We start from the raw sequence: 25,094 nt of genomic DNA, 5'->3' as shown, positions 1-25,094 counted from the left end.
GAAAGGCAGGCAGCCTGATATGGAAGTCATAAAAATACTGAATTCGAGCATTGTTCTTGCCAGACGTGGTGAGGATGACAAGGAAATTATTGTGATGGGAAAGGGCATCGGCTACAGGAGCAAACCGGGAGATGTCGTGGGGGAGGATGAGATCGAGAAGATATATGTCCTTGAAAATGAAACAATCTCTTCGGATCTCACCGCCCTGATGAAGGAAACGCCAAAAGAATACCTGATTCTGGCTGATGAAATCATCTCCCATGCCAAACATACATTGTCCCGCCATCTGAGTGATCATCTCTATGTCGCATTAACGGATCACCTGTATATGGCCATGAAGCGATTCAAGGACAATATGACGATCCAGAACCGAATGTTGTGGGAAGTGAAAAAGTTTTATCCGCAGGAGTTCAGTATCGGGTTGCATGGTCTGTCTCTCATTCAAAAACAGCTTGGTCTCTCCTTGCCTGAAGAGGAAGCGGCGAATATCGCCTTTCATCTCGTTAATGCCCAGCAGAATGATGACAATATGAATCAGGTCATGATGATGACCAATACAGTCAAGGATGTACTCAATATTATCAAAATTCACTATCAAGTGGAGCTGGATACACACAGCATCAACTATTCACGCTTTTTGACCCATTTGCAGTTTTTCATTCAAAGGCTTTTTGAGCATAAAACATTAAACACACAGGATCATGAGCTCTTTGAGCAGATCGCGAATAAATACCCGCAGGAAGAAGCCTGCGTACTGCTAATCAAGGATTATATTGAAGCCCGGTTTGAACATACGATCTCCAATGAAGAGATGATGTATTTGATTATTCATATCAATCGGGTCATGAGTCGTAATTGAGCAAGAATGAAAGATTCACAGAGATAATCCAAGGAGGAATACACAATGACCAATACAACAAGAACGTTTCCAGAAGATTTTCTATGGGGAGGAGCGATTGCTGCCAATCAGGCAGAAGGAGCGTGGAATGTGGATGGCAAAGGTCTGTCTACAGCCGACATTGCTATCTATCGAAAAGGTGTAGCCAAGAGTGAGTATAAAAAACATAATGCGATCAATGAAGAACAGATCAAGGTTGCGACGGAGTCTACCTCGGACAGAGAATATCCGAAACGCAGAGGCATTGATTTCTACCATCGTTACGAGGAGGATCTCGCCCTGTTTGGGGAGATGGGACTCAAAACGTTGCGACTTTCCATTGCATGGACCCGAATTTTCCCGAATGGCAACGAAACAGAGCCGAATGAAGCCGGTTTGCAGTTTTATGACCGTGTTATTGATGGCATGCTGAAACAAGGGATCGAACCATTGATTACGTTGTCGCATTATGAGATGCCGATGTATCTGGTGAATCAACATGGTGGATGGACGGATCGGAAAGTCGTCGAGTATTTTGTTCACTTTTGCAAAACCGTGTTCACCCGTTATAAGGACAAAGTGAAGTATTGGATTACATTTAATGAAATTGACAGCATAGTTCGTCATCCGTTTACGAGTGGTGGTATTGTTCCGGAGCGTTTCGAAAATGTGGAGCAGGCTGTATATCAGGGGTTGCATCATCAATTTGTAGCGAGTGCGCTCGCAGTGAAATACTGTCATGAGATCATTCCTGGCTCTCAGATCGGATGTATGCTTACCAAACTGACAACATACGCTCATACATGTAATCCCGAAGACGTACTTGTTGCTTCCCGGGATAATCAATTCAATCTTATGTTTACGGACGTACAGGTGAGGGGGGCTTATCCATACTTTACGAAGAGATTTTTTGCCGAAAAAGGGATTAACCTCGATATGCTTGAAGGGGATGAGGAGATTCTGAAAGTACACACTGTGGACTTTATCTCATTCAGTTATTATATGTCCCTGGTATCAAGTGTGGATGGCGACCGATTGGAGCAGGTGAGTGGCAATACAACTGGAGGGGTGAAGAACCCGTATCTCCAAACCAATGATTGGGGCTGGCAGATTGACCCGGTAGGTCTGCGCATCTCACTGAATGAACTGTACAGCCGTTACGAGGTGCCCTTGTTTATCGTTGAAAATGGAATTGGAGCGGTAGACACGATTGAAGCTGATGGTAGCATTCAGGATGATTATCGTATTGATTATTTCCGCTCTCACATTGAACAGATGCATGAGGCGATTCTGGACGGTGTTGAACTGCTGGGCTATACCAGTTGGGGAGTGATTGATCTGATTAGTTATTCTTCTTCAGAGATGGAGAAACGATATGGCTTTATTTATGTAGATCAGGATAATGACGGCAATGGAACACTGGAGAGAAAACGCAAGAAGAGTTTCTATTGGTACAAAGATGTGATTGCGAATAACGGTTTGTAATACAGTAGTAGGACAAGCGCTCTCATAAAAGGCGTTGATATGATCATTTTCATTTCATAACAGAAATTAGGAAAGCAGCTCTGGACTCAGGGCTGTTTTTTTATGTTCTAGATAAAAAGCATTGACAGCGCAGCAGCGTAAACGTAGTATAAGACTTATATGATAATGATAATTGTTATCAATTGAAACCTCTGCGATGAGCAGTGGTTTATTTGTCTTTCTCTCATTATAGGTTAAACCTATTACATCTATAGATATTATATCTTGGAACAATGAAGGACGGGGTGATATATTTATGTCATTCAAGAGCTTCACTTTTTAAAGGAAACAGAGGCTCTTCCAAGGACCGAACTTATAATGAGGTGAAAATGATGAGTAAAAAAACGATGTTTGAGAAAATTTGGGAAAACCACGTGATTCATCAAGAAGAAGGCAAACCAAGCATTCTGTATATCGATCTGCATCTGGTGCACGAAGTAACTTCTCCGCAGGCATTTGAAGGTCTTCGTCTGAGCGGACGTAAAGTTCGTCGCCCTGAGCTGACATTTGCGACAATGGACCATAACGTTCCAACGAAAGACCGTTTCAACATTACAGATCCAATCTCCAAACAACAAATTGATACACTTTCGCAAAACTGCCGTGATTTCGGCGTGAAATTGTATGATCTGGACACCATTGATCAAGGCGTTGTACACGTTATGGGACCTGAACTCGGTCTGACTCATCCGGGTAAAACGATTGTATGTGGTGATAGTCATACGTCCACGCACGGTGCGTTTGGCGCACTGGCATTCGGAATCGGAACAAGTGAAGTTGAGCACGTTATGGCAACTCAATGTTTGCAACAAGCGAAAGCCAAAACGATGGAAGTTCGTTTTGTCGGCAAACGTAACCCGGGCGTAACCGCAAAAGACATGATCCTCGCAGTTATCGCCAAATACGGTACAGACTTTGCTACAGGTTATGTTATTGAGTACACAGGCGAATCCATCCGTGAGTTGAGCATGGAAGAGCGTATGACGGTCTGCAACATGTCCATCGAAGGTGGAGCAAGAGCAGGATTGATCGCTCCGGATGAAACAACATTTGAATATCTGCGTGGACGTGAATACGTGCCAGCGGATGCCAAATTCGATGAAGCTGTAGCAGGTTGGAAACAACTTGTAACAGATGAAGGTGCCGAGTTCGACCATGTGGTTGAAATCGATGTGGAGACATTGATTCCGCAAGTAACTTGGGGAACAAGCCCAGGTATGGGAACCGACATCTCTTCGAAAGTTCCTGTTCCGGCTGAATTGCCTACAGAAAACGAACGCAAAGCGGCTGAAAAGGCGCTTGAATATATGGGACTTGAACCGGGAACACCAATCGCCGAGATTCCAATTGATTATGTATTTATCGGTTCTTGCACCAATGGTCGGATCGAAGATCTGCGTGCAGCAGCAAAAGTGGCTAAAGGTCACACGGTATCCAGTCAGGTTACAGCAATTGTTGTACCAGGTTCAGGACGAGTTAAAATCCAAGCAGAACAAGAAGGTTTGGATAAAATCTTTACGGAAGCTGGATTTGAATGGCGGGATGCGGGATGCAGTATGTGTCTGGCGATGAACCCGGATGTATTGAAGCCAGGACAACGTTGTGCTTCGACGTCCAACCGTAACTTTGAAGGACGCCAAGGACGCGGAGGACGTACGCACCTGGTATCTCCGGCAATGGCAGCAGCAGCAGCGGTTAAGGGTCACTTTGTGGACGTACGGGACTGGAATTTCAAAACAGAAGCAGCGATCTAATCTATAACAGACAGAAGGGAGAACGTTTAATATGGAAGAATTCAAAACATTACAAGGCATCGTTGCACCGGTAGACCGGGTCAATGTAGATACAGATGCAATCATTCCGAAACAGTTCCTGAAACGGATTGAACGTACCGGATTTGGACAATTTTTGTTCTATGAATGGCGTTTTGATGAAGAGGGCAACAATAATGCTTCCTTCGAAATGAACAAACCTCGTTATGAAGGGGCATCCATCCTGATCTCACGTGCCAACTTTGGCTGTGGATCTTCCCGTGAGCATGCGCCATGGGCGATTTTGGACTATGGATTCCGTTGTGTCATCGCTCCATCTTATGCAGACATCTTCTATAATAACTGCTTTAAGAACGGAATCTTGCCAATCAAGTTGTCTGAAGAGCAAGTTGAAGACTTGTTCCAACGTACAGCGACACATGAAGGCTATGAGATGAATGTAAATCTGGAAAACAAAACGATCACCGATGCATACGGACTGCATATCGATTTTGATCTGGATGAGCATCGTCGTCAATTCCTGTTGCAAGGACTGGACGATATCGGTCTCACACTTCAACATGATGATGAAATTGCTGCGTATGAGCAACGCCACGCGGCAAAACTGTTCGGTTAATCGTTAAAGTATCGCATAGCAGAAAGCTTCTGCCTCGCCAAAGGGATCTTGTTCCCATCGGTGAGACAGAAGCTTTTTTTGCAATATTTCCTATTCCCATATATGTATACTTTAAAGTTACATTAATAGATGGAATTTCATCAATTTATGACATCACTGATACGAAATCGATACACATTCATGTAAAAGAGATTATGTTCTTAAATGTGATCTGCTTTTTTATCTTATTTCCGACCGAATATGACAACGTTGTAACCGGATGAAGGGACAATATCTGATAAACTGATTAGTAGATTATGGAAGGTTACATAGACTTATTGATGTTACGCTGTGCAAAGAATCAGGTCGGATGTTCAAAAGACAAAAAGAATGGTGGATGAGGTATGAAAAAATGGTCGGCAGCAGTCGTTTTTCTTCTGTTCCTATGTTTATTCCCAGTCATGGCCCATGCAGACACCACTCCCTCGATTGTACTCGACGGTGTAACCATTAACCAGCAGACGGGTGCACCTGCAGAGAATATCGGGAAAACGGTCATGGTTCCAATTCGAATTGTATCCGAGAATCTGGGTTATAAGGTCAAATGGGAAAAAGCAACCCAGTCAGTCCAGGTTCAAAAAGGAAACAGCACGATTCTAATGACGGCTGGCAAAGATGCAGCTACAGTGAATGGAAACGTGGTGAATCTGGATTCGCCTCCACTGATCAAACAGGGAACGACGCTTGTTCCGTTACGCTTTGTCGGGGAAGGCATGGGTCTGCGTGTTGGTTGGGACAATGGAACCAAGACAGTAAGCCTATTTAGTCTTCCTCCCGTAGTTGGAACGGAAGGTGACAGTGACCCCCTCGAGGCTCCTGTCCCGGATGGTCTGACAGAACTTCAAGGCATCAGCTTCAGCGGAGATCGGTTGATTGTAGCAACAAATGGCAATATCAGTCCCAAAGTATCCAGTCTTGGCGGGCCAGACCGTATTATTGTTGATCTGCCTTCAGCGACATTCTCTCAGGAATTCATTCAGGGACAAGCCTCAAACGCGGATGGCAGTGGACAGATTCTTGTTACGGATTCATCATTAGTTTCCAAAGTTCGGTATGCCATGTTTAGTAAATCGCCTTCTACCGTGCGTGTCGTTCTGGATCTGAGTCAGACGGCTACTGCCAAATGGTCTGTTGGAGATAACAATGTCTTGCTCGTTGACCTGACAGCCACGAGTGGAGAACCCACAAGCCAACCGGAAGTACCTACCAATGATGGCAAAACCATTGTGGTCATTGATCCGGGACATGGTGGTCGTCAATCGGGTGCAGTAAGTTTGTCAGGAGCTTATGAGAAGGATTTCAATCTGGCTGTAGGACTGAAGGTACAGGCAATCCTTCAACAATACCAAAATATTCAAACAGTCATTACACGCCAGGACGATACAGAGCTTTCACTCAAACAACGTGTGGATATTGCTGAATTGAATCAGGCAGATGTTTTTGTGTCCATTCATGGAAACAAATTCACCACACCCGTACCAAACGGCATTGAAACGCTCTACAGTCGTAAAGAAAGCAAGACCCTGGCTGACACTCTTCACAAATATGTGTTGCCGGTAACAGGACTCAAGGATCGTGGGGTTAAAACGGCAAGTCTGCATGTGACGCGTGAAACAACCATGCCTGCTGTGTTACTTGAACTTGGTTTTTTAAGTAGCCCTACAGATGAAGCAGTCATGCTCACAGAAGAATACCAGGACAAATGTGCACAGGCGATTGTCGACGGAATCGTTGAATTTTTGGGACTGTAAATTGAATTGTGCGCAAATATGAAGGTTAGGGTAGTACGTTGTTTAGAGATGTATATTTGATAAATAAGGAAAAAAGAAGACATTAAAATGTAAAAAAAGCTTGATCTGACAACGTTTTTTTTCTGTTATGTTGGAATATATTCGCAACTTTTGAGAGCGAGGGGCGTCTAATAGGTGTCTGGTAATGCCCAAGCGGTCAGTCGGAGTTGGAAAATGACAACATGCGGCAAAAAAATATGAGAATGGTAGGGGTGAAGGATGAAAAAGTTCGGTTTTTTGGTACTGTTATTTGTCTTTGGGCTCGTATTCCCGGGCTATAGTCACGCAGCAACAGACACGAAAATTATCCTAGACGGAAAAGAAATCGTACAGCCATCGGATACAAAAGCGGAAATTATCAACAGCAAGGTGATGGTTCCGATCCGGGTTGTGTCCGAAAATCTTGGATATAGCGTGGAGTGGAAGCAGCAAACGCAAACGGTGACTATCAGCAAAGACAACACTGCCATGCAGATGATTGTTGGACAGAAGACGGCAACGGTGAACGGCAGTAACGTAAACCTGGATGCCCCGCCACTCGTGAAAAACGGTACTACACTCGTGCCTCTCCGATTTATTGGTGAGGAAATGGGTCTTAAGGTGGGTTGGAACAATACCACGAAGACGGTAACATTAGTTACCCAGAATTCAGGTTCCGGAAACGGGACAACCACACCTCCTAACTCTGGCAATGAAGGCGGAGGATCGGATCAGGAAGGTCTTGTACTGGTGAACGGCATCAGCTTCAGCGACAACCGCCTCATGATAGCAACAAGCGGAAGTACGAAGCCGAACGTCTTCACGATGACAGGACCAGATCGAATCGTTATAGACTTGCCGAATACCGCATTTGCTGATTCATTCAGTGAAGGACAGGCTTTAGACAGCAACCAGAATGGACAACTCGTCGTTAGCGGCTATCCGGATGTGTCTAAGATTCGTTACTCGTTATACAGCAACAGTCCATCCACACTTCGTTTTGTGATCGATCTGTCCAGTTCGAAAGGGTACAGTGTGCAAAATGATTCCGGACTGATTATGATTAACCTCGACAATCAAAGTGGTACACCTGCTCCTCCAGTTGGTAATAATGGCAAAAAAGTTGTCGTTATCGATGCAGGTCACGGAGATCAGGATCCTGGGGCAATCGGTGTAACTGGTAAACGTGAAAAAGACTTCAATCTGGCAATGGCTCTGAAAGTGGAAGCCTTGTTGAAAAAAGAATCCAAAATTGACGTTGTGTTAACGCGCAGCGATGATACATTTTTGGCATTGAAAGAACGTGTGAAGATTGCACAAGACATAAAAGCGGATATCTTCATCTCCATTCATGCTAATAGTGGCCCTACTGCTGCGAACGGTGTAGAGACATTCTATACACGATCCAACAGCAAAGCACTTGCTACAGTGATGCACAAGTATCTTTTACAGTCTTCCGGATTGAAAGATCGTGGAGTGAAAACGGCAAGTCTCCATGTAACCCGTGAAACGACAATGCCAGCAGTTCTGCTGGAAGGTGGATTCCTTAGCAATAAGAGCGACGAAGCAGCCCTGTTCACTGAGAGTTTCCAGAACAGTGTTGCCAAAGGCATTGTTGCAGGAATCAAGGAGTATCTGGGAATTCAATAAGGGACAAGCCCTTACGTTGAGGAGGCGGAGTTAGAATGAACAAGAAAATATGGATTGCAGCCTTGCTGGTAACAGTTATGGCAGTTGCTGCTGGATGTGGAAGCAAGCCAACAGCTGCTCCGAATCAGACGCAAGGCGCAGGAACTGAGACCAATGTGACCGAGGTTGAAGGCGAAACAATTACCGAACCGGTAACCGCTGAACCTGAAGAGAACACAACACCTACAGAATCCACGGAAGGCAGCTCGGAGGGAACGACTACAACTACTCCGCCAAGCGAAACGTCTACGGAGACGCCAGCAACTTCTGAAAGTAATCAAAAGAAAACGATCACTGTATTCTATACGGATGAAGAAGAACTGGAGTTGCACAAAGCTTCGGCAGAGATTTCATACGCATCAGATGATGCCAAATATAAGGCTGCGTTTGAATCACTGCAACAGAGCAAAGACAATAAACTTGTTCCGCTGTGGTCTAAAGAAATTGAATTGAAGTCTGTTCAGTTCAAGGATGGAGCTCTTACGCTGGATATTCATATGCCAGATACGGCACGTCTTGGAGCAGGTGGAGAATCTTATGCGCTGGATGCTCTAAAACAAACGTTCTTCCAGTTTGATGAAGTGAAATCACTTGATTTACTGGTGGATGGTCAGCAGATTGAGAGTCTGATGGGCCATGTGGATCTTGAACATCCAATGACAAGATCCGAATAGGCTGTACAGTATACTGTTGACCGTGAATCCACGGAATAGGTTCGTTTTACATGAGAGAGGGGAATCATAGGTGACTTTTAAATATAACAATTCATCACACTCTAAAAAAGTAGTATCAGCCGTGCTGGCAGGCATGATGGCCCTTAGCGCTGGCGGAGCTGCCATGGCAGCAGAATCAACAGAAACGGGGCAGGGTCAGACTGCTGCAATAACAAATACGGCTGCACCAACTGGTTTGTTCAGTGACATCAAGGTCGGATACTGGGCTGAGAAACATGTGTACAAACTGGCATATCAAGGCATTCTTCTCGGTAACAACGGCCTGTTCCGTCCAGGAGACGCGGTAACACAGCAAGAAGCTGTAACGATGGCAATCCGTTTTATGAATCAAGAGGGCCAGTTGAATACCGACACGGCTGCGGCATTACCGACAAACATGGAAGTGGGAAATTATTTCAAGCCATATGTCGCGCTGGCACTTCAACTGGGACTGATTGACAAAACGGAAGAATCAACGGTGGATGTATCCAAGACCTCCTGGGGTCAAAAGCAGGCTTCACGGGAATGGATTACGAAATTGTTAATCCGTTCATTGGACAAGGATGCTGAAGCGAAGGCACAAAACAATCAATCTACCGGATTTGCTGATAATGCAAGTATTTCCGAAAGTGGTAAAGGTTATGTCAATCTGGCTGTTAGCCTGGATCTGGCCAAAGGTGTGGAAGGCAACAAATTCAATCCAACCGGTTCCGTAACCCGTGCTCAACTGGCTACCTTCTTCAGTCGTGGTGAATCGTTAACGGATACAAAGTACCCGAACACATCCACGGGTTATGTGACAGGATTGAAAGATGGGCAGATCACGCTGGTTGTGGACGGTAAAGCCGTTAACTTCGCAGTGAACAGCAGTACGCCTTACTTTACGAAAGACAGTGAAACTCGTGCTTCCGCCACAGATGTGAAGCTATATACGAAAGTTATGGTTGTAGGTTCTGCAGGTGGGGCTTCCTATGTGGAAGTTGTTGATGCTACACCTCAGGTGGAAAGTGTTGAAGGTACATTCGCACGTTCATTGTCTGGTAATAAAATTGGTATCTTTGTGGGCGAGAATTACGAAACGTACAGTTATGATGAGGCAACTGCATTCATCGATCAGAATGGTAATGCAATCAAACTGTCCGATATTACGGCAGATAGCATCATCGAAGTACAGCGTGAGACGTTCTCGACTGACAAAAAAACAGTCGCTATTCGTGTGAAATCCGGCATTGTTAACAAGAGTGACAATGGCGTAATTGCTGAAGTATCCACTTCTGGCAAAACGATCAAACTTGTCAATGTAGCGGGTGCTACAGAACAGTTTGCATACAATGACAATCTGCTTATCACATATCAAAACCGTATCATGTCAGTGGCTGATCTCAAAGCCGGCAGTGCCGTGAAATACACAGTAAAGGACAGTGTTCTACAAACTATCACATTGTCTCAAGGTGTGGAGCAATCTGTGCGCGGAACATTGGTTGAGATTGGTGGCAACCAGTCCACGTTAACGTTCAAACGTGAAGGGGGTTCCCTTGAGGCGAAACTGCTGACTGAAAAGCCGGAAGTCATTATCAATGGCATTCAGGATGCAACGCTGAATGATCTCATCACGGATGCAACGAACGGGGATCAGGTGGAGTTGACATTGAACTCTGACGACCAGGTAACGCGTATTCAGGTCATTGGACGCCAGATGGAACCTATGAACGGGGTAACGGTTGTATCTTACAACAGCAAAACAAAGGTACTTACCGTACTGGACAACAACAAAAAACCGTTTGTATTTACATTGGATGAGAAAACCAAACTGGATTACAATACGACCAAACCTACACTCGCTGGTCTGGAGTCGATTTTAAATGATGGTCGCAAATTGGATCTGACCTATGTGGGAACACGTGCGTTGTCCGTTAAAGTGATTTACAAGTATGAAGGTACGATCAGTAACATTGACACAACGGGCAGAAAAATCAGTTTGTTGTCTGGTAATCAGACGATTACAGTGCCTTATACTACCGCACCTACGGTTGAGATCTATAACAAATCGGGCGCAAGTCTGGGAGATTTGAAGATTGGTGACAAAGTGACCGTAACGCTTGGAGCAAATCAGGATGTCGTGCAGAAGGTTGCACTGAACACTGTGGCTCAATTCGAAGTGGTTGCCTTGGAAGCAAATAGTCGTATTCGAGTAAAATCCGATCTGTTGACAAGTCAGTTCTACGTGGATCAAGCGGTACTGACAGGAGAGAGTGGTCAGACGATCACGCCTTCACAACTGACAGCAGGCAACTTGATTAATGTAACGTTTGAAGGAGCTACGCCAAAAGCGGTTCAAGTCGTGAAGCGTACGCTGGCTGAAGTTACAGCGGTGGATGCTTCGTCTGTAACGCTCAAGCAGTTTAACGGCCAGACTGAAACCGTGCCTGTTAGCGGTTCTGTTAAAGTCGTAAAATCTGGCTCCACATTAACTTCATTGACTAGTCTTACGGTCGGAGATCGAGTGGAAATGACAAAAGATACGGATAATTCCACTCGCTTCAGAGTACTAACTGTCATGAGCAAACAATTCTGGTCTTATGATGGCGTTGGTAACCAGATTTTGGTTAAACGGGAAACGACAGCAGACACGAACTATCGTTTTGCACTCGGATCAAGTGTATTTGTTCACCAGGGTGACAATACTTTAAGCGTGCAATCTCTCAGAGATAATGATAATATTGTATTGTATCTCCTGAACAATGTTATTCTGGAGATTCAAAAACAGTAATCGTTTCTTTTCGAGGATCAAAAGAATGACCGTCTTGATACGGGATCTTTCCCGCATCAAGACGTTTTTTTTGCAAGCTTTTTGAGGTCCCCGCAAAGTACTCGGATGAAGCTTCGAAGTAAGGCTCCGCAGCGTGGAGTCATTTTGTGGGAGGTAGCTCTTCATGAATGCAGCGACGGTTAGACATATACTCGAAACTATGGAAGCAATGTTTCCTGATGCACATTGCGAATTAAATCACAGCAATGCATTTGAATTGACGGTAGCTGTCCTTTTGTCTGCCCAGTGTACCGATGAAACGGTGAACAAGGTAACCGCAGATTTGTTCCAGAAGTACAGAAGCCCAGCAGATTATCTGGCGGTTCCTCTCGAAGAGTTGGAACAGGATATTCGGCGAATCGGTTTGTACCGGAACAAGGCCAAGCATATTCAGAACATGTGCCGAATTTTAATAGAGCAGTATGGCGGTGATGTACCGCAGGAACATGATCAGCTTGTGACGCTACCAGGTGTCGGGCGGAAAACCGCGAATGTAGTTGTTTCCAATGCGTTTGGAGTACCGGCAATTGCGGTAGATACTCATGTTGAACGTGTATCCAAGCGGCTGGCGCTTGCAGGTTGGGATGACTCCGTACTTGAAGTCGAAAAGAAACTAATGAAGCGCGTACCCCGGGATGAGTGGACTTTAACTCACCACCGGTTTATATTTTTTGGACGCTACCATTGCAAGGCACAGAACCCTGCGTGTCATATTTGTCCATTGCTGGACATATGCAGGGAAGGGAAAAAACGTATGAAAACGTCCCAAATCAGGAAAGATAAGGAACGTGTCACCACCCGAAAACGAAAAATAAATTAATGAGCAGAAAAGGATGAATAATCATGAAATGCATTTCCGTGTACACTGACAATTTTGAGGCCTTCTCCGATATTTTTGAACAAATCGTTGAACAGGAAATGGCTGAAAATGAAGAAAAAGAAGTAGAAGGCATCACAGTAAGCCATTCTGGTGACGTGCCTGAACATTATCTGGAGCGTATGTCCGTTAAACCAGAAGTTGTTGTTATGAGAGACAAAGGAAGAGACATTACAATTCTGCAACATGGACAAGTATTTGAAATCTTGCTGCCATCCATGGAGAACGCAGTTTCATAATAAGTGATTACACTATTGGTTCTGTTGTATTAATGTCATGAGGATCGTTGTGTTTAAGATGATCGCATCGCATTCATGCAACAGAAACTTGGCGTAAGCATTTTGCTAAATATGAGTATAGAACGTATTACAGATAAAACCGACTTGTTCGGTTTTATTTTTTTTAGATTATAGATTTATACGTTCGTTCATGTATATTCAATTCCAACCGTTCAAATTCAAACTTGATAATGTTAAAATAAATGTTGTAAAAGAGATAGACGTCGAAACGGATGTCAAATTAGAGGAGCCAGGGGGAAGGCCAGTCATGTCCAGAACAGATTACCCAAAAGAAATGGCCAAACCTCTGCTTCCGCTGCGTGAAGCGATGGAGCAGACAGGGGACCATACGGCTGTACAGGCTATAACGGATTTAATCAGCAAGGCGGAAACGAAACATCTGACGATTGCGTTCTGTGGTCATTTCTCTGCAGGCAAATCAAGTCTCATCAACAGTTTATGCGGTAAGCGGGTGCTGCCTTCAAGTCCCGTGCCAACAAGTGCAAATGTGGTATCCATACGTAACGGTAAGCCGAGAGCGCTTATTTATACTACGCCAAACGTAAGCGCTGACAATGGAGCAGGAACACTGGAAGTTTCTCCAGATGAATTGGAGGCGTATTGCAAAAATGGTGGAGCTTACAGCTCAATTGAGGTATGGGATGATATTCCTCTGCTGAAAGATGATGCTGTTCTGCTGGATACACCAGGTGTGGATTCTACAGATCGAGGGCACAGTCTCGCGACCCATTCTGCGCTCCATCTGGCGGATGTGGTCTTCTATGTCATGGACTATAATCATGTCCAGTCCGAGACAAACCTTTCATTTGCCAAGAGTCTGTCGGATTGGGGCAAACCGTTGTTTTTGATTGTGAACCAGATCGACAAACATCGGGAGCGTGAGCTTTCTTTTGACCAATATATCGAAGGTGTCGAAGCTATATTTGCAGCCTGGGAAGTCAGATATGACGGACTGTTGTTTACTTCCCTCCGCGACAAGCAGCATCGCTACAACCAGTGGGATGTGCTTCCGGAACTCATTGGACACATGATGCAAGAGAAGGAAGCGTTAATTACACACAGTTTGGCAAGCTCGGCTAGTCATGTAACGGAGCAACACCTGACGAGAGAAGCGGAGAAACGCGAGGATGAAGAGAATTCCCTGCTAGATGAGATTGGTGGCAAAGAAGGAATTGAACGCTTGGAACGAGAACTGGAGCTTCTTGATCAACAAGCAGCAGACATTCGTACCGGGCCTTCGCGAGTGCGTGAGAAATTCCGGGCAGAGCTTGAACCTCTTCTGGCAAATGCAAATCTTACACCTGCGGATATTCGTGCGTCGGCTGCTGCCTATTTGGAGAGCCGCAAACCGGGCTTCCGGGTGGGTTTATTGTTCTCAGGTGGCAAAACCGAGCAAGAGAAACAACGTCGTGCTTCTGAACTGGTAAGACTGTTACAGGATCAGGCTTCCGGACAAGTGGAGGTACATATTCGCACAATGCTTAGACAGCTGGGTGAATCCCATCAGCTATGGGGAGCAGAGTGGGAGCAGGCGCTTAATACGGAGCTGCCTGCTGTAGATGAGGCACTATTGGAGATGAAACGCAGTGCCAGTGCTGAGGTATCTCCCGAGTATGTGATTCAATTCAGTAAAGATGTGCGGGGCGAGATTGAGGCCCGATATCGCAGGTCGGCCATGATGCTGGCCGACCGCATGCTGGAAGCGCTGGGCGCGCAAGGCGAAGCCGCGCTCCAGGCGCTGGACGTCAGCCGCGCAGCGCTGCTGGCGCAATCCGCGGCGGCTGCGCGCTACACGGCGCTCCAGCGCAGCGCCGCCGCAGAGGCAGCAGGGCTGCGCAGCCTGCTGCCCGATGCGGGCCCCCTCCCCTCCGGGCTATTGCCGGAGGTGAAGGGCCCGCACGTGCCCGCGGTGCCTGAACCGGGCGAAGCTCCCGGTTCGCATGCGGGCACGTCAACGTCTGTGGCTGCGCAGCCACAGACGATGGAGGCACCGCCGCAGCAGCGCGCAGTCGCAGCGGCGGTGCCAGGGCCAACGGCGGCGGCTGGCGCTGAACGCCGCCGACGCCTGGACGCAACAGCCGCACGGCTCGAAGCCGCTGCTGCGCTGGTGGAACCGTACCCCGCCATGGGGTCAGCGGTACGGGATCTGCGTGCACGCGCGGCTTCGCTTGCGGGCGGCACGTTCACATTGGCGCTGTTCGGAGCATTCAGCGCCGGCAAATCCTCCTTCGCCAACGCGTTGCTGGGCGAAGCTGTACTACCCGTCTCGCCGCATCCAACAACTGCGGCGATTAACCGGATCATGGCTCCTGCCGGGGGCGCGGAGCACGGAACAGCCCGGGTACGCATGAAGACCCGGGACGCCTTCCAGGAAGACCTTGGCTATTCCTTCCGATTGCTCGGACTGGGTGAGCCTGGAGCGGAGTGGCAGAAGCGAGTACGTTCCCTCTCGCCACAGGATGTACATCCGGCGGGGCGCCCACATTACAGCTTTTTGCAGGCAGCGGCAGCCGGTTGGGAAGAAACAGCGGACCAGTTAGGTCAGGATGTGCTGGTGGATCTGGACGGTTATCGTAACTTTGTCGCAAACGAGAAGAAGTCCTGTTTTGTAGACAGTATCGATCTCTATTACAGTTGCGATGTGACTGAACAAGGAATTGTATTGGTAGACACACCAGGAGCGGACTCCGTGAATGCTCGTCATACGGGTGTAGCCTTCAATTATATGAAGAATGCGGATGCACTCATTTTTGTCACGTATTACAACCATGCTTTCTCACAAGGAGATCGCCAGTTCCTGAATCAGTTGGGACGTGTTAAGGATAGTTCTGCCATGGATCAGATGTTCTTTGTCGTGAATGCCAGTGACTTGTCTTCCTCTGAGGAAGAACTGGAGCAGGTTCTCGATCATGTGAGCACCCAACTGCGCAGTAATGGAATTCGGGCACCACGACTCTTCCCGGTATCCAGCATACTGGCGATGGAAGGCAAGATGGCAGGTGATTCGAAGCTGCTTGAGCAATCCGGTTTTATCCGTTTTGAGGAAGAGTTCAACCAATTTGCAGGCAGAGAATTAGCCGATCTTGCTGTAGGTGGAGCTTCTGAAGAGATGGCACGTGTCATTCAGCGGCTGAAGAAGCGTGCGGAAGATGCGGCTCAGGGGGAGGAAGTATTGCAGCAACGGCGGGATGAACTGGAGACTATCCAGGGACAGTCACGCCAGCGCATACAGCAACTTGCAGCAAGATCCATGAAGGAAGAATTGTCACAGGAAACAGCAGAATTGCTCTTCCATGTGCGGCAGCGACTTGCCTATCGCCTTGGTCTATTCATGGCAGAAGCATTCCATCCATCCGTACTTCGGGAGGATCGGGGCAATCTGAAGATGGCTTTTGCAGCCTGTGGACGTGAACTGTTGCGCATGATTGCCATTGAACTGGAGCAGGAACTGCTCGCTACCACCCTCAGACTTGAACAGGCAGGTCAGACTTGGCTGATGAAGCAAGTTACGGATTGTATAGATGAGGTGAGACAGTTATCAGGGGGCGTGGATGTGTCACTGCCACTGAACGAACGCTGGAGTACACCTGTGCTTGAAGAAGTTCGTCTGGAAGAACCGTCTGGATGGAAAAGCTATTTGAATTATTTCCGCAATCCGAAACAGTTTTTCGAAGGGGATGGGCGTCAGCGGTTACAAGAGGCACTTGATCCTGTCCTTAAACAGATGATCATTGAAGTTCTTCCTGCTGCGCAAGACAAACTGATTCAGTTTTATGACAACCAGCTCTGTCAATCATTGCAACACCAATCCCGTCAGTTGGAAGAACGTCTGGACGAGGCGGTAAGTGGAATTCAAGATACACTGGAGAGCGGAATTCCGGCGGAGCAATGGACCAGCTTGTCTAACCAACTGGACCAGCTTGAACGCAGTTAAAATCACGGCATAACGCGTATTCTCTGGAAGTCTTTGTAAAACAAAATGAATGATACAGCAACACATTGAAAATGTTGTGAAAATCAACCCAAAAAGGCCCCTGCCGAAAAGGCATATAGGGAGCCTTTTTTTGGTACGAACAACCTGAAATAAAGAGAATATTCAAACATTTGATTGAAAGGTGGGTATTTACCTTCGTTAATGCGTCAATAAGCTGAAAGCAGGCAGAATATGGTCTGTTATTCGCTTTGCCGCGAATGGGGTACGGTGATAAACTTCATAAATGTTCATAGTATTTTTGAACGACATAAGAGGAGGAGAAACATGGATGTTCTTAGGCAACTGCAAACCTTTTTTTGGGAAAAGCGAACGTATTTATTTGTATCAATCTTGTTCCTCGCCTTAGCGACCGCACTTGGGTTGGTGTATCCGTACATGCTGAGGATACTGATTGATGATGTTATTGTTCCGCGCACTTTTGAAGACGTTCCCATAATTGCCTTGACTGTGTTAGGTGTAGTGATTTTGAAAGCGGGAATGCAGTTTTTACATGGCTTTTTTGGTGGACGCTTGGGTAACTTTCTGGCGTACAGACTTCGTAACGCATGTTATGAAAAGCTTCAATTTTTATCCTTCCGTTATTATGATACGGCCAAGACAGGTGATCTGATGTCCCGCCTCACGGGAGATTTGGAAGCCATCCGTAACTTTATCGGATTTGGTTTCGCCCAGATTCTCAACATGGTTTTGATGGTCGTATTCGGCGCAATCATGATGATGACCATGAGCTGGCAGCTGACGCTGTTCACACTCATATGCATCCCATTACTTGCCTTCGTTGCGCTGAGATTCGAATCCAAAATTCACCCTGCGTTTCAGGAGATGCGGCTGGCGCTCAGTTCACTGACAACAGCGGTACAGGAGAATATCACTGGAGTACGTACTGTAAAATCCTTTGCACGTGAGCCATATGAAGTGGAAAAATTCTCCACACGTAATGAACGTTACAAGACAAATCAGATTCATGCCGCAACATTGTGGAGTCGTTATTTTCCGATCATGGAGATTCTTGCTTCGGTGAGTATCGTGCTGTTGCTGGTGATCGGTGGAAGAATGGTTATACAGAAGACGCTGACACTCGGTGAACTCGTTGCCTTTTTCAGTTTGATCTGGTACATAATCGGTCCAATGTGGAACCTTGGGTTCCATATCAACAACTATACGCAATCTAAAGCTTCAGGTGAACGGGTGCTCGAGCTGCTGAATACGCCAGTGGATGTGGAAGAAACGCAAGATCCAGTCATTGTTGAGGCAGACCAAGTGAACGGCCATGTGACATTTGAATCTGTTACCTTTGCCTACGGCAACAAAATGCCAGCGGTAACCGATATTAATTTTGATGCTGCACCCGGTTCTGTAATCGGTTTCCTCGGGGGGACAGGGTCTGGTAAATCGACCATCATTCAGCTTCTGATGCGTGCATATAACGTCAACTCGGGAACGATCAAGCTGGATGGCAAAAACATCAAAGATATAGGCATTCGCAGTTTGCGGAGTCAGATCGCTTCTGTTTTCCAGGAAACATTCCTGTTCTCATCCAGCATTCGCAATAATATTTCCTACGGGCTTAAGAACGTCACTATGGATGAGATTATCCGTGCAGCCAAGCTGGCCAAGGCTCATGACTTCATTATGGAGTTCCCGGACGGATATGACACAGTGGTTGGTGAACGGGGCATGGGATTATCGGGTGGACAGAAACAGCGGATTGCGATCGCAAGGGCTTTGCTGAAAAATCCGAAAATCCTGGTACTTGATGATGCAACCAGCGCCGTGGACATGGAGACGGAACACGAGATCCAGTCCGGTTTCCAGGAAGTTATGCGCGGCAGAACGACATTCATTATTGCACACCGTATATCTTCACTACGACATGCAGATGAAATTCTGGTGCTTGATGAAGGCCGCGTGGTACAACGTGGCAAACATACCGAACTCATTGAAGTGCCTGGACCATACCAGGATGTTTATAAAATTCAATATGCAGATTATATTGCCCGCGGTAAGCGGGAGGCTGGGGAGCAGGTGAATTCATGAGTGCCGAAACGATAGCAGACAGGCGCGAGGCAAAAGTGGCCTCTGAGAAGAAACTGAATGAACGATTTGTGTATCAGGATGATGAAATTATTGAAAAACCGTTTAACTGGAAAGAGTTCGGACGTTTATTTGCATACATGAAACCTTATGCGAAACAACTGTTACCACTCGTTATTCTAATGATGATCTTGGGTACCATTACGAAATTGTCCGTACCTTTTCTGATCAGTCTGGCGATTGACCGGGCCATCGCACCGGCAACGGGGTTGCCAAGCATGACTATGCTTTATCTTATAGCTGGCTCCATATTCGTGTTGTATCTGATTCAATGGGCAGCCAATACGTACCGGATCAAACTGACGAACATTATCGGACAGCGCGTTATTTATGATCTTCGCTCGGATCTGTTCAAGCATATCCAGAAGCTGTCCTTTAACTTTTTTGACAAAAGACCGGCAGGTTCGGTACTGGTGCGTGTTACGAATGACATTAACTCCCTTCAGGATCTGTTCACCAACGGTGCAGTTAACGTCATGATCGACTGCGTGCAGCTGCTCGGGATCATTGTGATCTTGCTGTTGATTAACTGGAAACTGGGTCTTGCCGTAATCATTACGGTGCCAATCATGTTTATCATCTCGACCAAGCTGCGGGTGCTGATCCGTCGTGCCTGGCAGGATGTGCGCATGAAGAACTCTCGGATTAACTCCCACTTGAATGAATCCATTCAAGGGATTCGAGTGACTCAGGCTTACACACAGGAAAAAGAGAACATGAAATACTTTGACAACATGAATCTGTCCAGCAAAAAGTCATGGGATAGAGCATCAGCAATGAACCAGGGCTTCGGACCACTGATTGAGATTACCGGCGGATTTGGTACATTGATTCTCTTCTGGTTCGGTGCCTATCTGATTCAGGAAGGTCAGTTGACTGTGGGATTGCTTGTTGCTTTTGCCAACTATGTCGGCAACTTCTGGGACCCAATCAACCGTCTGGGACAGATGTACAATCAGTTGCTGGTTGCCATGGCATCATCGGAGCGTATCTTCGAATTCATGGATGAAAAACCAAGTATTGCGGATAAACCAGGTGCCAAGCCACTTCCTTCTATTAAAGGAGATATCGCATTCGAAAATGTGGTGTTCGAATACGAGAAGGGCAGACAGGCGCTGAAAGGAATCAGCTTCTCGGCGGCTGCGGGACAATCGATTGCACTTGTTGGTCATACGGGCTCAGGTAAAAGTACGATCATCAATCTGATCAGTCGTTTCTATGATATATCCGGTGGACGTCTCACCATTGACGGACAGGATGTGCGGGATGTAACGGTAGAGAGTTTACGCAGCCAGATCAGCATTGTATTACAGGATACCTTCATCTTCTCGGGTACGATTCGTGACAATATCCGATTTGGGCGACTGGATGCAACGAATGAAGAGGTGGAGGACGCAGCCAAAGCAGTCAATGCACATGAGTTCATTATGAAGCTGCCTGGCGGATATGATACCGAAGTAGAGGAACGCGGGAACGTATTATCCATGGGACAGCGACAATTGTTATCCTTTGCCCGTGCGCTGCTTGCTGATCCACGCATACTGATTCTGGATGAAGCTACAGCCAGCATTGATACGGAGACAGAGCTTAAAATCCAGGAAGCGTTGAAGGTGCTGTTGCAGGGAAGAACGTCCTTTATGGTCGCTCACCGTCTCTCAACCATCCGGAATGCAGATAACATTATCGTCCTGGATCATGGTGAAATTAAAGAAGAGGGTAACCATGAACAGCTTATCCAAAAACAAGGCGTGTATAATGGATTAATAGAAGCTCAATACAGATTTTTGTGATGAAATCCTTGGACGCCTGTGAAGCATCTGAACAGATATGAACTTATAACACTCTGGTGTTCTTTAGCCTGATCCTTCAATAATAAGTGCATCTTATTCATTGAAGACAGGTTAGAGGATAGCCGGAGTGTTTTTTTTATTTGTCAGTGTGGTATGTTATATTTTTGAAGAATGAAATTAATACAATCGTTCATGGCTGGAGGGAGATCAATGCAGATGGACAACAACGAAATAAATTCAAAGCATTTGGATCACCTGGATCATATGAATTTTAGGCTCCTTCACGTGAATTATACGAGTGACTCTGCGACGGAGTGGCTTCTGAGGAAACACTTCATTGAAACATACATGTTATTATTTGTAGCCAGTGGACAAGGGTGGTTAAAGATAGATGGCAGTTTCATTGAATTGAAAGCGGGCGGACTGTATGTAGGCTTCCCGGGGCAACTGGTTGAGGCAAATGTGCATTCGTTGGATGAACGAGGCGTGTATCACATGAGTTTTGATGTCATGTACGCACTGGAGCAGGAGGGTGGAACCGCCCTTGATATGATGAAACAACTTTTACGTAATGAAGTGAATGGCGAGGTCAGCTCATCTTCGCCCGTTGCTGTTGGCGTGATCTGTCAGATGATTTACCACCACACATTGAAGAAGGATGGCTTGCAAAGGTACTATGGTCAGATTCGTTTTCAGGAACTGTTGTATACCCTGTTTTACGACGTGGCCTGTGCCGAAAAGACGGATCTGACTTCACCAATTGAACATGTTAAAGCCTACATGGAGCAGAATTATTCCAAGAGATTAACCATTGAGGAATTAGCAAATGTGGCACGAATGAGCCCGCGACACTTCATGCGTTTATTCAAGAAAAGGTATGGCTATAGTCCTGTTGACTATTTAACTCTATATCGAATTAAACAAGCCCAGATCTTAATGAGAAATGATCACAGTTATCGACTCAAGGATGTGGCATCGTACGTGGGTTATCAGGATGAGACGTATTTCCGGCGTAAATTCAAGCAAATCTCTGGCATTCCACCAGCAGCGTTTATACGTAATAGCAAACAAAAAATTGCTGCAGTTCATTCTTTGAGCATTGGTATACTGCTTGCATTGCAGATCATTCCCTGTGCAGCGCCAGCAAGTCATCCATGGACATACTATTATAGACGTAAATATGAAACGGACAAAGTTATGCCACTCGCAGAGAGTGAGTCTACCTGGCTGGAACAGCTTCGATTAGTTAAACCTGATTATATTATTACTGTTGGGACGGAGTCTGAGGATTTGCAAAGACAGCTTCATTCCATTGCTCCTGTGTGTGACCTCCCGTGGGAACAAGGAGATTGGAGAGAGCATTTGAGATATGTTGCAAGCTTTTTGGACAGGTCTGATATTGCAGAGGTATGGCTTCAAAGATATGAAGAGAAGGCAACGACCATAAAGGACCGGCTTGCGGATTTCATACGAAAAGACAGATTAGTTGTACTCAGAGTTTATGGTGAAGCGTTGCAGATGTTAGGCCGAAGGAGCATTGCTTCCGTTTTTTACGTTGATATGCAAATGGAGGGTCCCGAAGGAGTTGAGACTTATTGGGAACGGGGCACAGTAACCATTAGGGAGTTGTCTGTTCTCAACGTTGAAAGAATATTACTGATTGTGGGTGATGATGAGACATCCAGACAGACATGGTCTGCTGTGCGTAAGTCTGAAGAATGGCTTGAGTTGTTAGCGGTACAGAATGGCAGAATGGATATCCTTTTGTCGAGCGTCCTACTGGACTACACTGCGTTTACTCATGAGCTTATATTGGATGAAATATTAAAGTTATGGCAAGATCGTCCATAGCAAAAAGTCTGAATAGTCAATATCATACCTGAACATATTTTAATATACTTACTCCTATATCATAATGATAATGATAATTATTATTAATTAGACGTTGTCATAACTAAATGCCATATAGGGGGTACATAAAGAATGAGATTCAGATGGTTAACGGTACTATGCACCATGATGTTGGTGCTCATTATTTCGGCTTGTGGTGCAGCGGGGCAAGATGAGGCTACGAGCGAAGGTCAAAAGACTGGTTCTGCCAATACATCCACAATAGAAACAAGTCAGGTAAAAAAAGTGACTACAAAGATGGGAGAAATTGAAATCCCGGTTGAACCACAAAGAGTAGTGGGTCTGTCCCTAGTATATCCGGAGTTTTTGTATGCACTTGGCATCGTACCTGTTGCTGTGCAGAACTATCACGAGGATCATCCTTCTTATTTGGAAGAGCCATTCGCGAATACCATGAAAATGGGCATCGCACGAACGCCGAATTTTGAAGCGGTTATGGAGACAATGCCTGATTTGATTATAGCTCCTGACTGGTGGTCCGAAAAGGATTATGATCAGCTTTCTCTGATTGCACCGACTGTACTTCTTCCACAACGTGATGATTGGCGGGACGAATTGCGGGATATTGCCAAAATTCTGGACAAAGAAGAACAGGCAGAAAAGGTTATTGAAGATTTGGTAGCGAAGGAAAAAGTTGCAGCCGACAAATTAAACGAGATGATTGGAGAAGAAACAGTTCTCTATATTCGAGTCATGGAAAAAGAAATCGTCCTTCACGGGGAGAACCTTGACCGTGGAAACTTTGTGCACAAGCGTCTGGGTATGAATCCGCTCCCGAATTTCCCAAAAGATCAAGTTGCCATGTCCGTATCCATGGAAGTGTTGCCTGAATACGATGCAGATCACTTGATCGTTCAACTGGATGACGATAAGAATCCTGAAATTAAGAAGAAATTTGAAGAGATGTTGGCAACTTCACTATGGAAAAATCTGAAAGCAGTCAAAAATGATCATGTGTACATGGTTGGTGGTAAGGAATGGCTCAATCTGGGGATGTCTCCACTGGCTGACGAGTATGTTATTGATGACATTGTAGCTGTTTTTGAAGAGAAAAATAAATAAGGCAAACGGTTCATGTTACACATATCTCTAAATTCACTACTAAATAACAGGATGTGTCCAAAATGAATAAGGAAGATATCTATGACTTGACCATCGTCGGAGGCGGACCGGCAGGATTATATGCGGCCTTTTATGCCGGGATGCGTGATATGAGAGTTAAGATCATTGACGGCAAAGACCAACTTGGTGGTTTTCTGCATACCTATTCCGAAAAAACTATTTGGGATGTGGGTGGCCTGCCACCAATGAAGTGTTCAAAGTTGATTGAGTATCTGGTTCAGCAGGCGAATACCTTTAATCCAACGGTTGAATTGAATTGCAAAATAGATCGGTTCGCTCGACTGGACAACGAGATTTTGGCTCTGTATACTGCTGAAGGCGACATACACTATACGCGTACAATCATTGTCGCAGTAGGCCGCGGTATCGCAGAAATTCAGAAATTGGAGCTTCAGGAGCCGATTCAATATGAGCATGAGAATCTTCATTACACCGTGCAAAATCCAGAACATTTTTCCGGGAAACGTGTGCTCATTTCAGGAGGAGGCAACAGTGCAGTAGATTGGGCAATTGAACTTGCTCAACTTGCACGGAGCGTAGTGGTCGTCCACCGAAAAAATGAGTTTCGTGCAATGGAACGCAATGTTAGCGAGATGAACAATGTAACGGATGTCAGAACACCATATAGTATCACACGGCTTCATAATCATGGTGAACGTATCCATCAGGTTGTAATTACGCATATGGAGAGTCAGGACAATGTATTGTTAGATGTGGATGAAGTCGTAGTTAGTCATGGATATAAAAGCAATTTAAGTGATCTTGCCAGTTGTGGCTTAGAAATGGACGATGGAATGGTTATAATGAGTCACCATGCACAGACGAGTCTGCCGGGTGTTTTTGCAGCAGGAGACTGTGCGACGCACGATAGCAAAGTTAGGCTCATTGCAGGAGCTTTCAATGATGCGATCGTGGCAGTTAATAGTGCGAAACAATATATGACGCCAGACGCACCCCAGATGGCTTACGTTTCTTCACATAATGAAATCTTCAGAGAAAAAAATCGACAAATCCCAAGTCTTTAAACTTGGGATTTGTTTGCTTATTTCAATTCGCTGGAGTATTGAAGTCTGCTCTTTTAACATTTCCTTAATTTTGGGAGGAATGGAAGGAGTATCGAATCTGTGAGCGGTAATTGTAAAATTTGATCGAAAAAACACAAAAAATCTTGTAAAATTCACAAGAAAAATAGGGAGCAC

16 protein-coding genes are annotated in these 25,094 nt (G+C 45.7%); all 16 read left to right on the top strand.

Annotated elements, in window-relative coordinates; genetic code table 11:
- The first annotated feature begins 19 nt into the window (after positions 1-19).
- The 16 genes from licT (at position 20) to QVE09_RS05315 (ending at position 24,920) form a co-directional block, all read left to right on the top strand.
- Positions 20-859, top strand: coding sequence for a BglG family transcription antiterminator LicT (licT, locus tag QVE09_RS05390; protein WP_221820387.1), 840 nt, complete (start codon positions 20-22; stop codon positions 857-859).
- A gap of 45 nt (positions 860-904) precedes the next feature.
- Positions 905-2,362: a glycoside hydrolase family 1 protein gene (locus QVE09_RS05385; RefSeq protein ID WP_315935997.1), complete on the top strand. Its 1,458-nt coding sequence runs from the start codon at positions 905-907 to the stop codon at positions 2,360-2,362.
- Positions 2,363-2,733: 371 nt separating this feature from the next.
- On the top strand, positions 2,734-4,155 hold the full coding sequence (gene leuC, locus QVE09_RS05380) for a 3-isopropylmalate dehydratase large subunit (protein WP_062835140.1): 1,422 nt from the start codon (positions 2,734-2,736) through the stop codon (positions 4,153-4,155).
- Between the two features lie 31 nt (positions 4,156-4,186).
- Positions 4,187-4,789: a 3-isopropylmalate dehydratase small subunit gene (gene leuD / locus QVE09_RS05375; RefSeq protein WP_036607574.1), complete on the top strand. Its 603-nt coding sequence runs from the start codon at positions 4,187-4,189 to the stop codon at positions 4,787-4,789.
- A gap of 383 nt (positions 4,790-5,172) precedes the next feature.
- The gene (locus tag QVE09_RS05370) at positions 5,173-6,579 is read left to right on the top strand and encodes an N-acetylmuramoyl-L-alanine amidase family protein (protein WP_315935996.1); all 1,407 of its coding nucleotides are present in this window, start codon (positions 5,173-5,175) and stop codon (positions 6,577-6,579) included.
- 258 nt (positions 6,580-6,837) lie between these two features.
- Positions 6,838-8,247, top strand: a complete 1,410-nt coding sequence (locus tag QVE09_RS05365; protein ID WP_315935995.1) for an N-acetylmuramoyl-L-alanine amidase family protein — start codon at positions 6,838-6,840, stop codon at positions 8,245-8,247.
- A gap of 35 nt (positions 8,248-8,282) precedes the next feature.
- Positions 8,283-8,960 carry a GerMN domain-containing protein gene (locus tag QVE09_RS05360; protein WP_315935994.1) on the top strand — a complete coding sequence of 226 codons (678 nt, stop codon included), beginning with the start codon at positions 8,283-8,285 and terminating at the stop codon, positions 8,958-8,960.
- A gap of 70 nt (positions 8,961-9,030) precedes the next feature.
- Positions 9,031-11,769, top strand: coding sequence for an S-layer homology domain-containing protein (locus QVE09_RS05355; protein WP_315935993.1), 2,739 nt, complete (start codon positions 9,031-9,033; stop codon positions 11,767-11,769).
- Between the two features lie 163 nt (positions 11,770-11,932).
- Complete coding sequence (nth, locus tag QVE09_RS05350) at positions 11,933-12,628, top strand: endonuclease III (RefSeq protein ID WP_036607558.1); 696 nt, start codon at positions 11,933-11,935, stop codon at positions 12,626-12,628.
- Positions 12,629-12,651: 23 nt separating this feature from the next.
- Positions 12,652-12,924: a hypothetical protein gene (locus QVE09_RS05345; protein WP_017687779.1), complete on the top strand. Its 273-nt coding sequence runs from the start codon at positions 12,652-12,654 to the stop codon at positions 12,922-12,924.
- 307 nt (positions 12,925-13,231) lie between these two features.
- Positions 13,232-16,918 (top strand): dynamin family protein, encoded by a 3,687-nt coding sequence (locus QVE09_RS05340; RefSeq protein ID WP_315935992.1) that lies wholly within the window; start codon positions 13,232-13,234, stop codon positions 16,916-16,918.
- A gap of 324 nt (positions 16,919-17,242) precedes the next feature.
- The gene (locus QVE09_RS05335) at positions 17,243-19,015 is read left to right on the top strand and encodes an ABC transporter ATP-binding protein (RefSeq protein ID WP_315935991.1); all 1,773 of its coding nucleotides are present in this window, start codon (positions 17,243-17,245) and stop codon (positions 19,013-19,015) included.
- Entirely contained in the window at positions 19,012-20,862 is a 1,851-nt protein-coding gene (locus QVE09_RS05330; protein WP_036613270.1) for an ABC transporter ATP-binding protein, read from the top strand. Before QVE09_RS05335 ends, QVE09_RS05330 begins: the two co-directional genes overlap by 4 nt.
- A 210-nt stretch (positions 20,863-21,072) precedes the next feature.
- Positions 21,073-22,713: an AraC family transcriptional regulator gene (locus QVE09_RS05325; RefSeq protein ID WP_315935990.1), complete on the top strand. Its 1,641-nt coding sequence runs from the start codon at positions 21,073-21,075 to the stop codon at positions 22,711-22,713.
- Positions 22,714-22,845: 132 nt separating this feature from the next.
- Complete coding sequence (locus QVE09_RS05320; protein WP_315935989.1) at positions 22,846-23,835, top strand: ABC transporter substrate-binding protein; 990 nt, start codon at positions 22,846-22,848, stop codon at positions 23,833-23,835.
- Between the two features lie 62 nt (positions 23,836-23,897).
- Positions 23,898-24,920 (top strand): NAD(P)/FAD-dependent oxidoreductase, encoded by a 1,023-nt coding sequence (locus tag QVE09_RS05315; RefSeq protein WP_315935988.1) that lies wholly within the window; start codon positions 23,898-23,900, stop codon positions 24,918-24,920.
- The last annotated feature ends 174 nt before the right edge of the window (positions 24,921-25,094 follow it).

Source organism: Paenibacillus sp. ClWae2A (assembly GCF_032452295.1).
Lineage (GTDB): Bacteria > Bacillota > Bacilli > Paenibacillales > Paenibacillaceae > Paenibacillus.
This window is presented reverse-complemented; position numbering and strand designations above follow the sequence as displayed.

What these genes read in the sequence shown, in the direction of transcription:
- leuC (WP_062835140.1), top strand. Translation starts at nt 2,734, where the DNA reads ATGAGTAAAAAAACGATGTTTGAGAAAATTTGGGAAAACCACGTGATT.
- QVE09_RS05360 (WP_315935994.1), top strand. Translation starts at nt 8,283, where the DNA reads ATGAACAAGAAAATATGGATTGCAGCCTTGCTGGTAACAGTTATGGCA.
- QVE09_RS05370 (WP_315935996.1), top strand. Translation starts at nt 5,173, where the DNA reads ATGAAAAAATGGTCGGCAGCAGTCGTTTTTCTTCTGTTCCTATGTTTA.
- nth (WP_036607558.1), top strand. Translation starts at nt 11,933, where the DNA reads ATGAATGCAGCGACGGTTAGACATATACTCGAAACTATGGAAGCAATG.
- QVE09_RS05365 (WP_315935995.1), top strand. Translation starts at nt 6,838, where the DNA reads ATGAAAAAGTTCGGTTTTTTGGTACTGTTATTTGTCTTTGGGCTCGTA.
- leuD (WP_036607574.1), top strand. Translation starts at nt 4,187, where the DNA reads ATGGAAGAATTCAAAACATTACAAGGCATCGTTGCACCGGTAGACCGG.
- QVE09_RS05335 (WP_315935991.1), top strand. Translation starts at nt 17,243, where the DNA reads ATGGATGTTCTTAGGCAACTGCAAACCTTTTTTTGGGAAAAGCGAACG.
- QVE09_RS05320 (WP_315935989.1), top strand. Translation starts at nt 22,846, where the DNA reads ATGAGATTCAGATGGTTAACGGTACTATGCACCATGATGTTGGTGCTC.
- QVE09_RS05345 (WP_017687779.1), top strand. Translation starts at nt 12,652, where the DNA reads ATGAAATGCATTTCCGTGTACACTGACAATTTTGAGGCCTTCTCCGAT.
- QVE09_RS05385 (WP_315935997.1), top strand. Translation starts at nt 905, where the DNA reads ATGACCAATACAACAAGAACGTTTCCAGAAGATTTTCTATGGGGAGGA.
- QVE09_RS05330 (WP_036613270.1), top strand. Translation starts at nt 19,012, where the DNA reads ATGAGTGCCGAAACGATAGCAGACAGGCGCGAGGCAAAAGTGGCCTCT.
- licT (WP_221820387.1), top strand. Translation starts at nt 20, where the DNA reads ATGGAAGTCATAAAAATACTGAATTCGAGCATTGTTCTTGCCAGACGT.
- QVE09_RS05325 (WP_315935990.1), top strand. Translation starts at nt 21,073, where the DNA reads ATGCAGATGGACAACAACGAAATAAATTCAAAGCATTTGGATCACCTG.
- QVE09_RS05315 (WP_315935988.1), top strand. Translation starts at nt 23,898, where the DNA reads ATGAATAAGGAAGATATCTATGACTTGACCATCGTCGGAGGCGGACCG.
- QVE09_RS05340 (WP_315935992.1), top strand. Translation starts at nt 13,232, where the DNA reads ATGTCCAGAACAGATTACCCAAAAGAAATGGCCAAACCTCTGCTTCCG.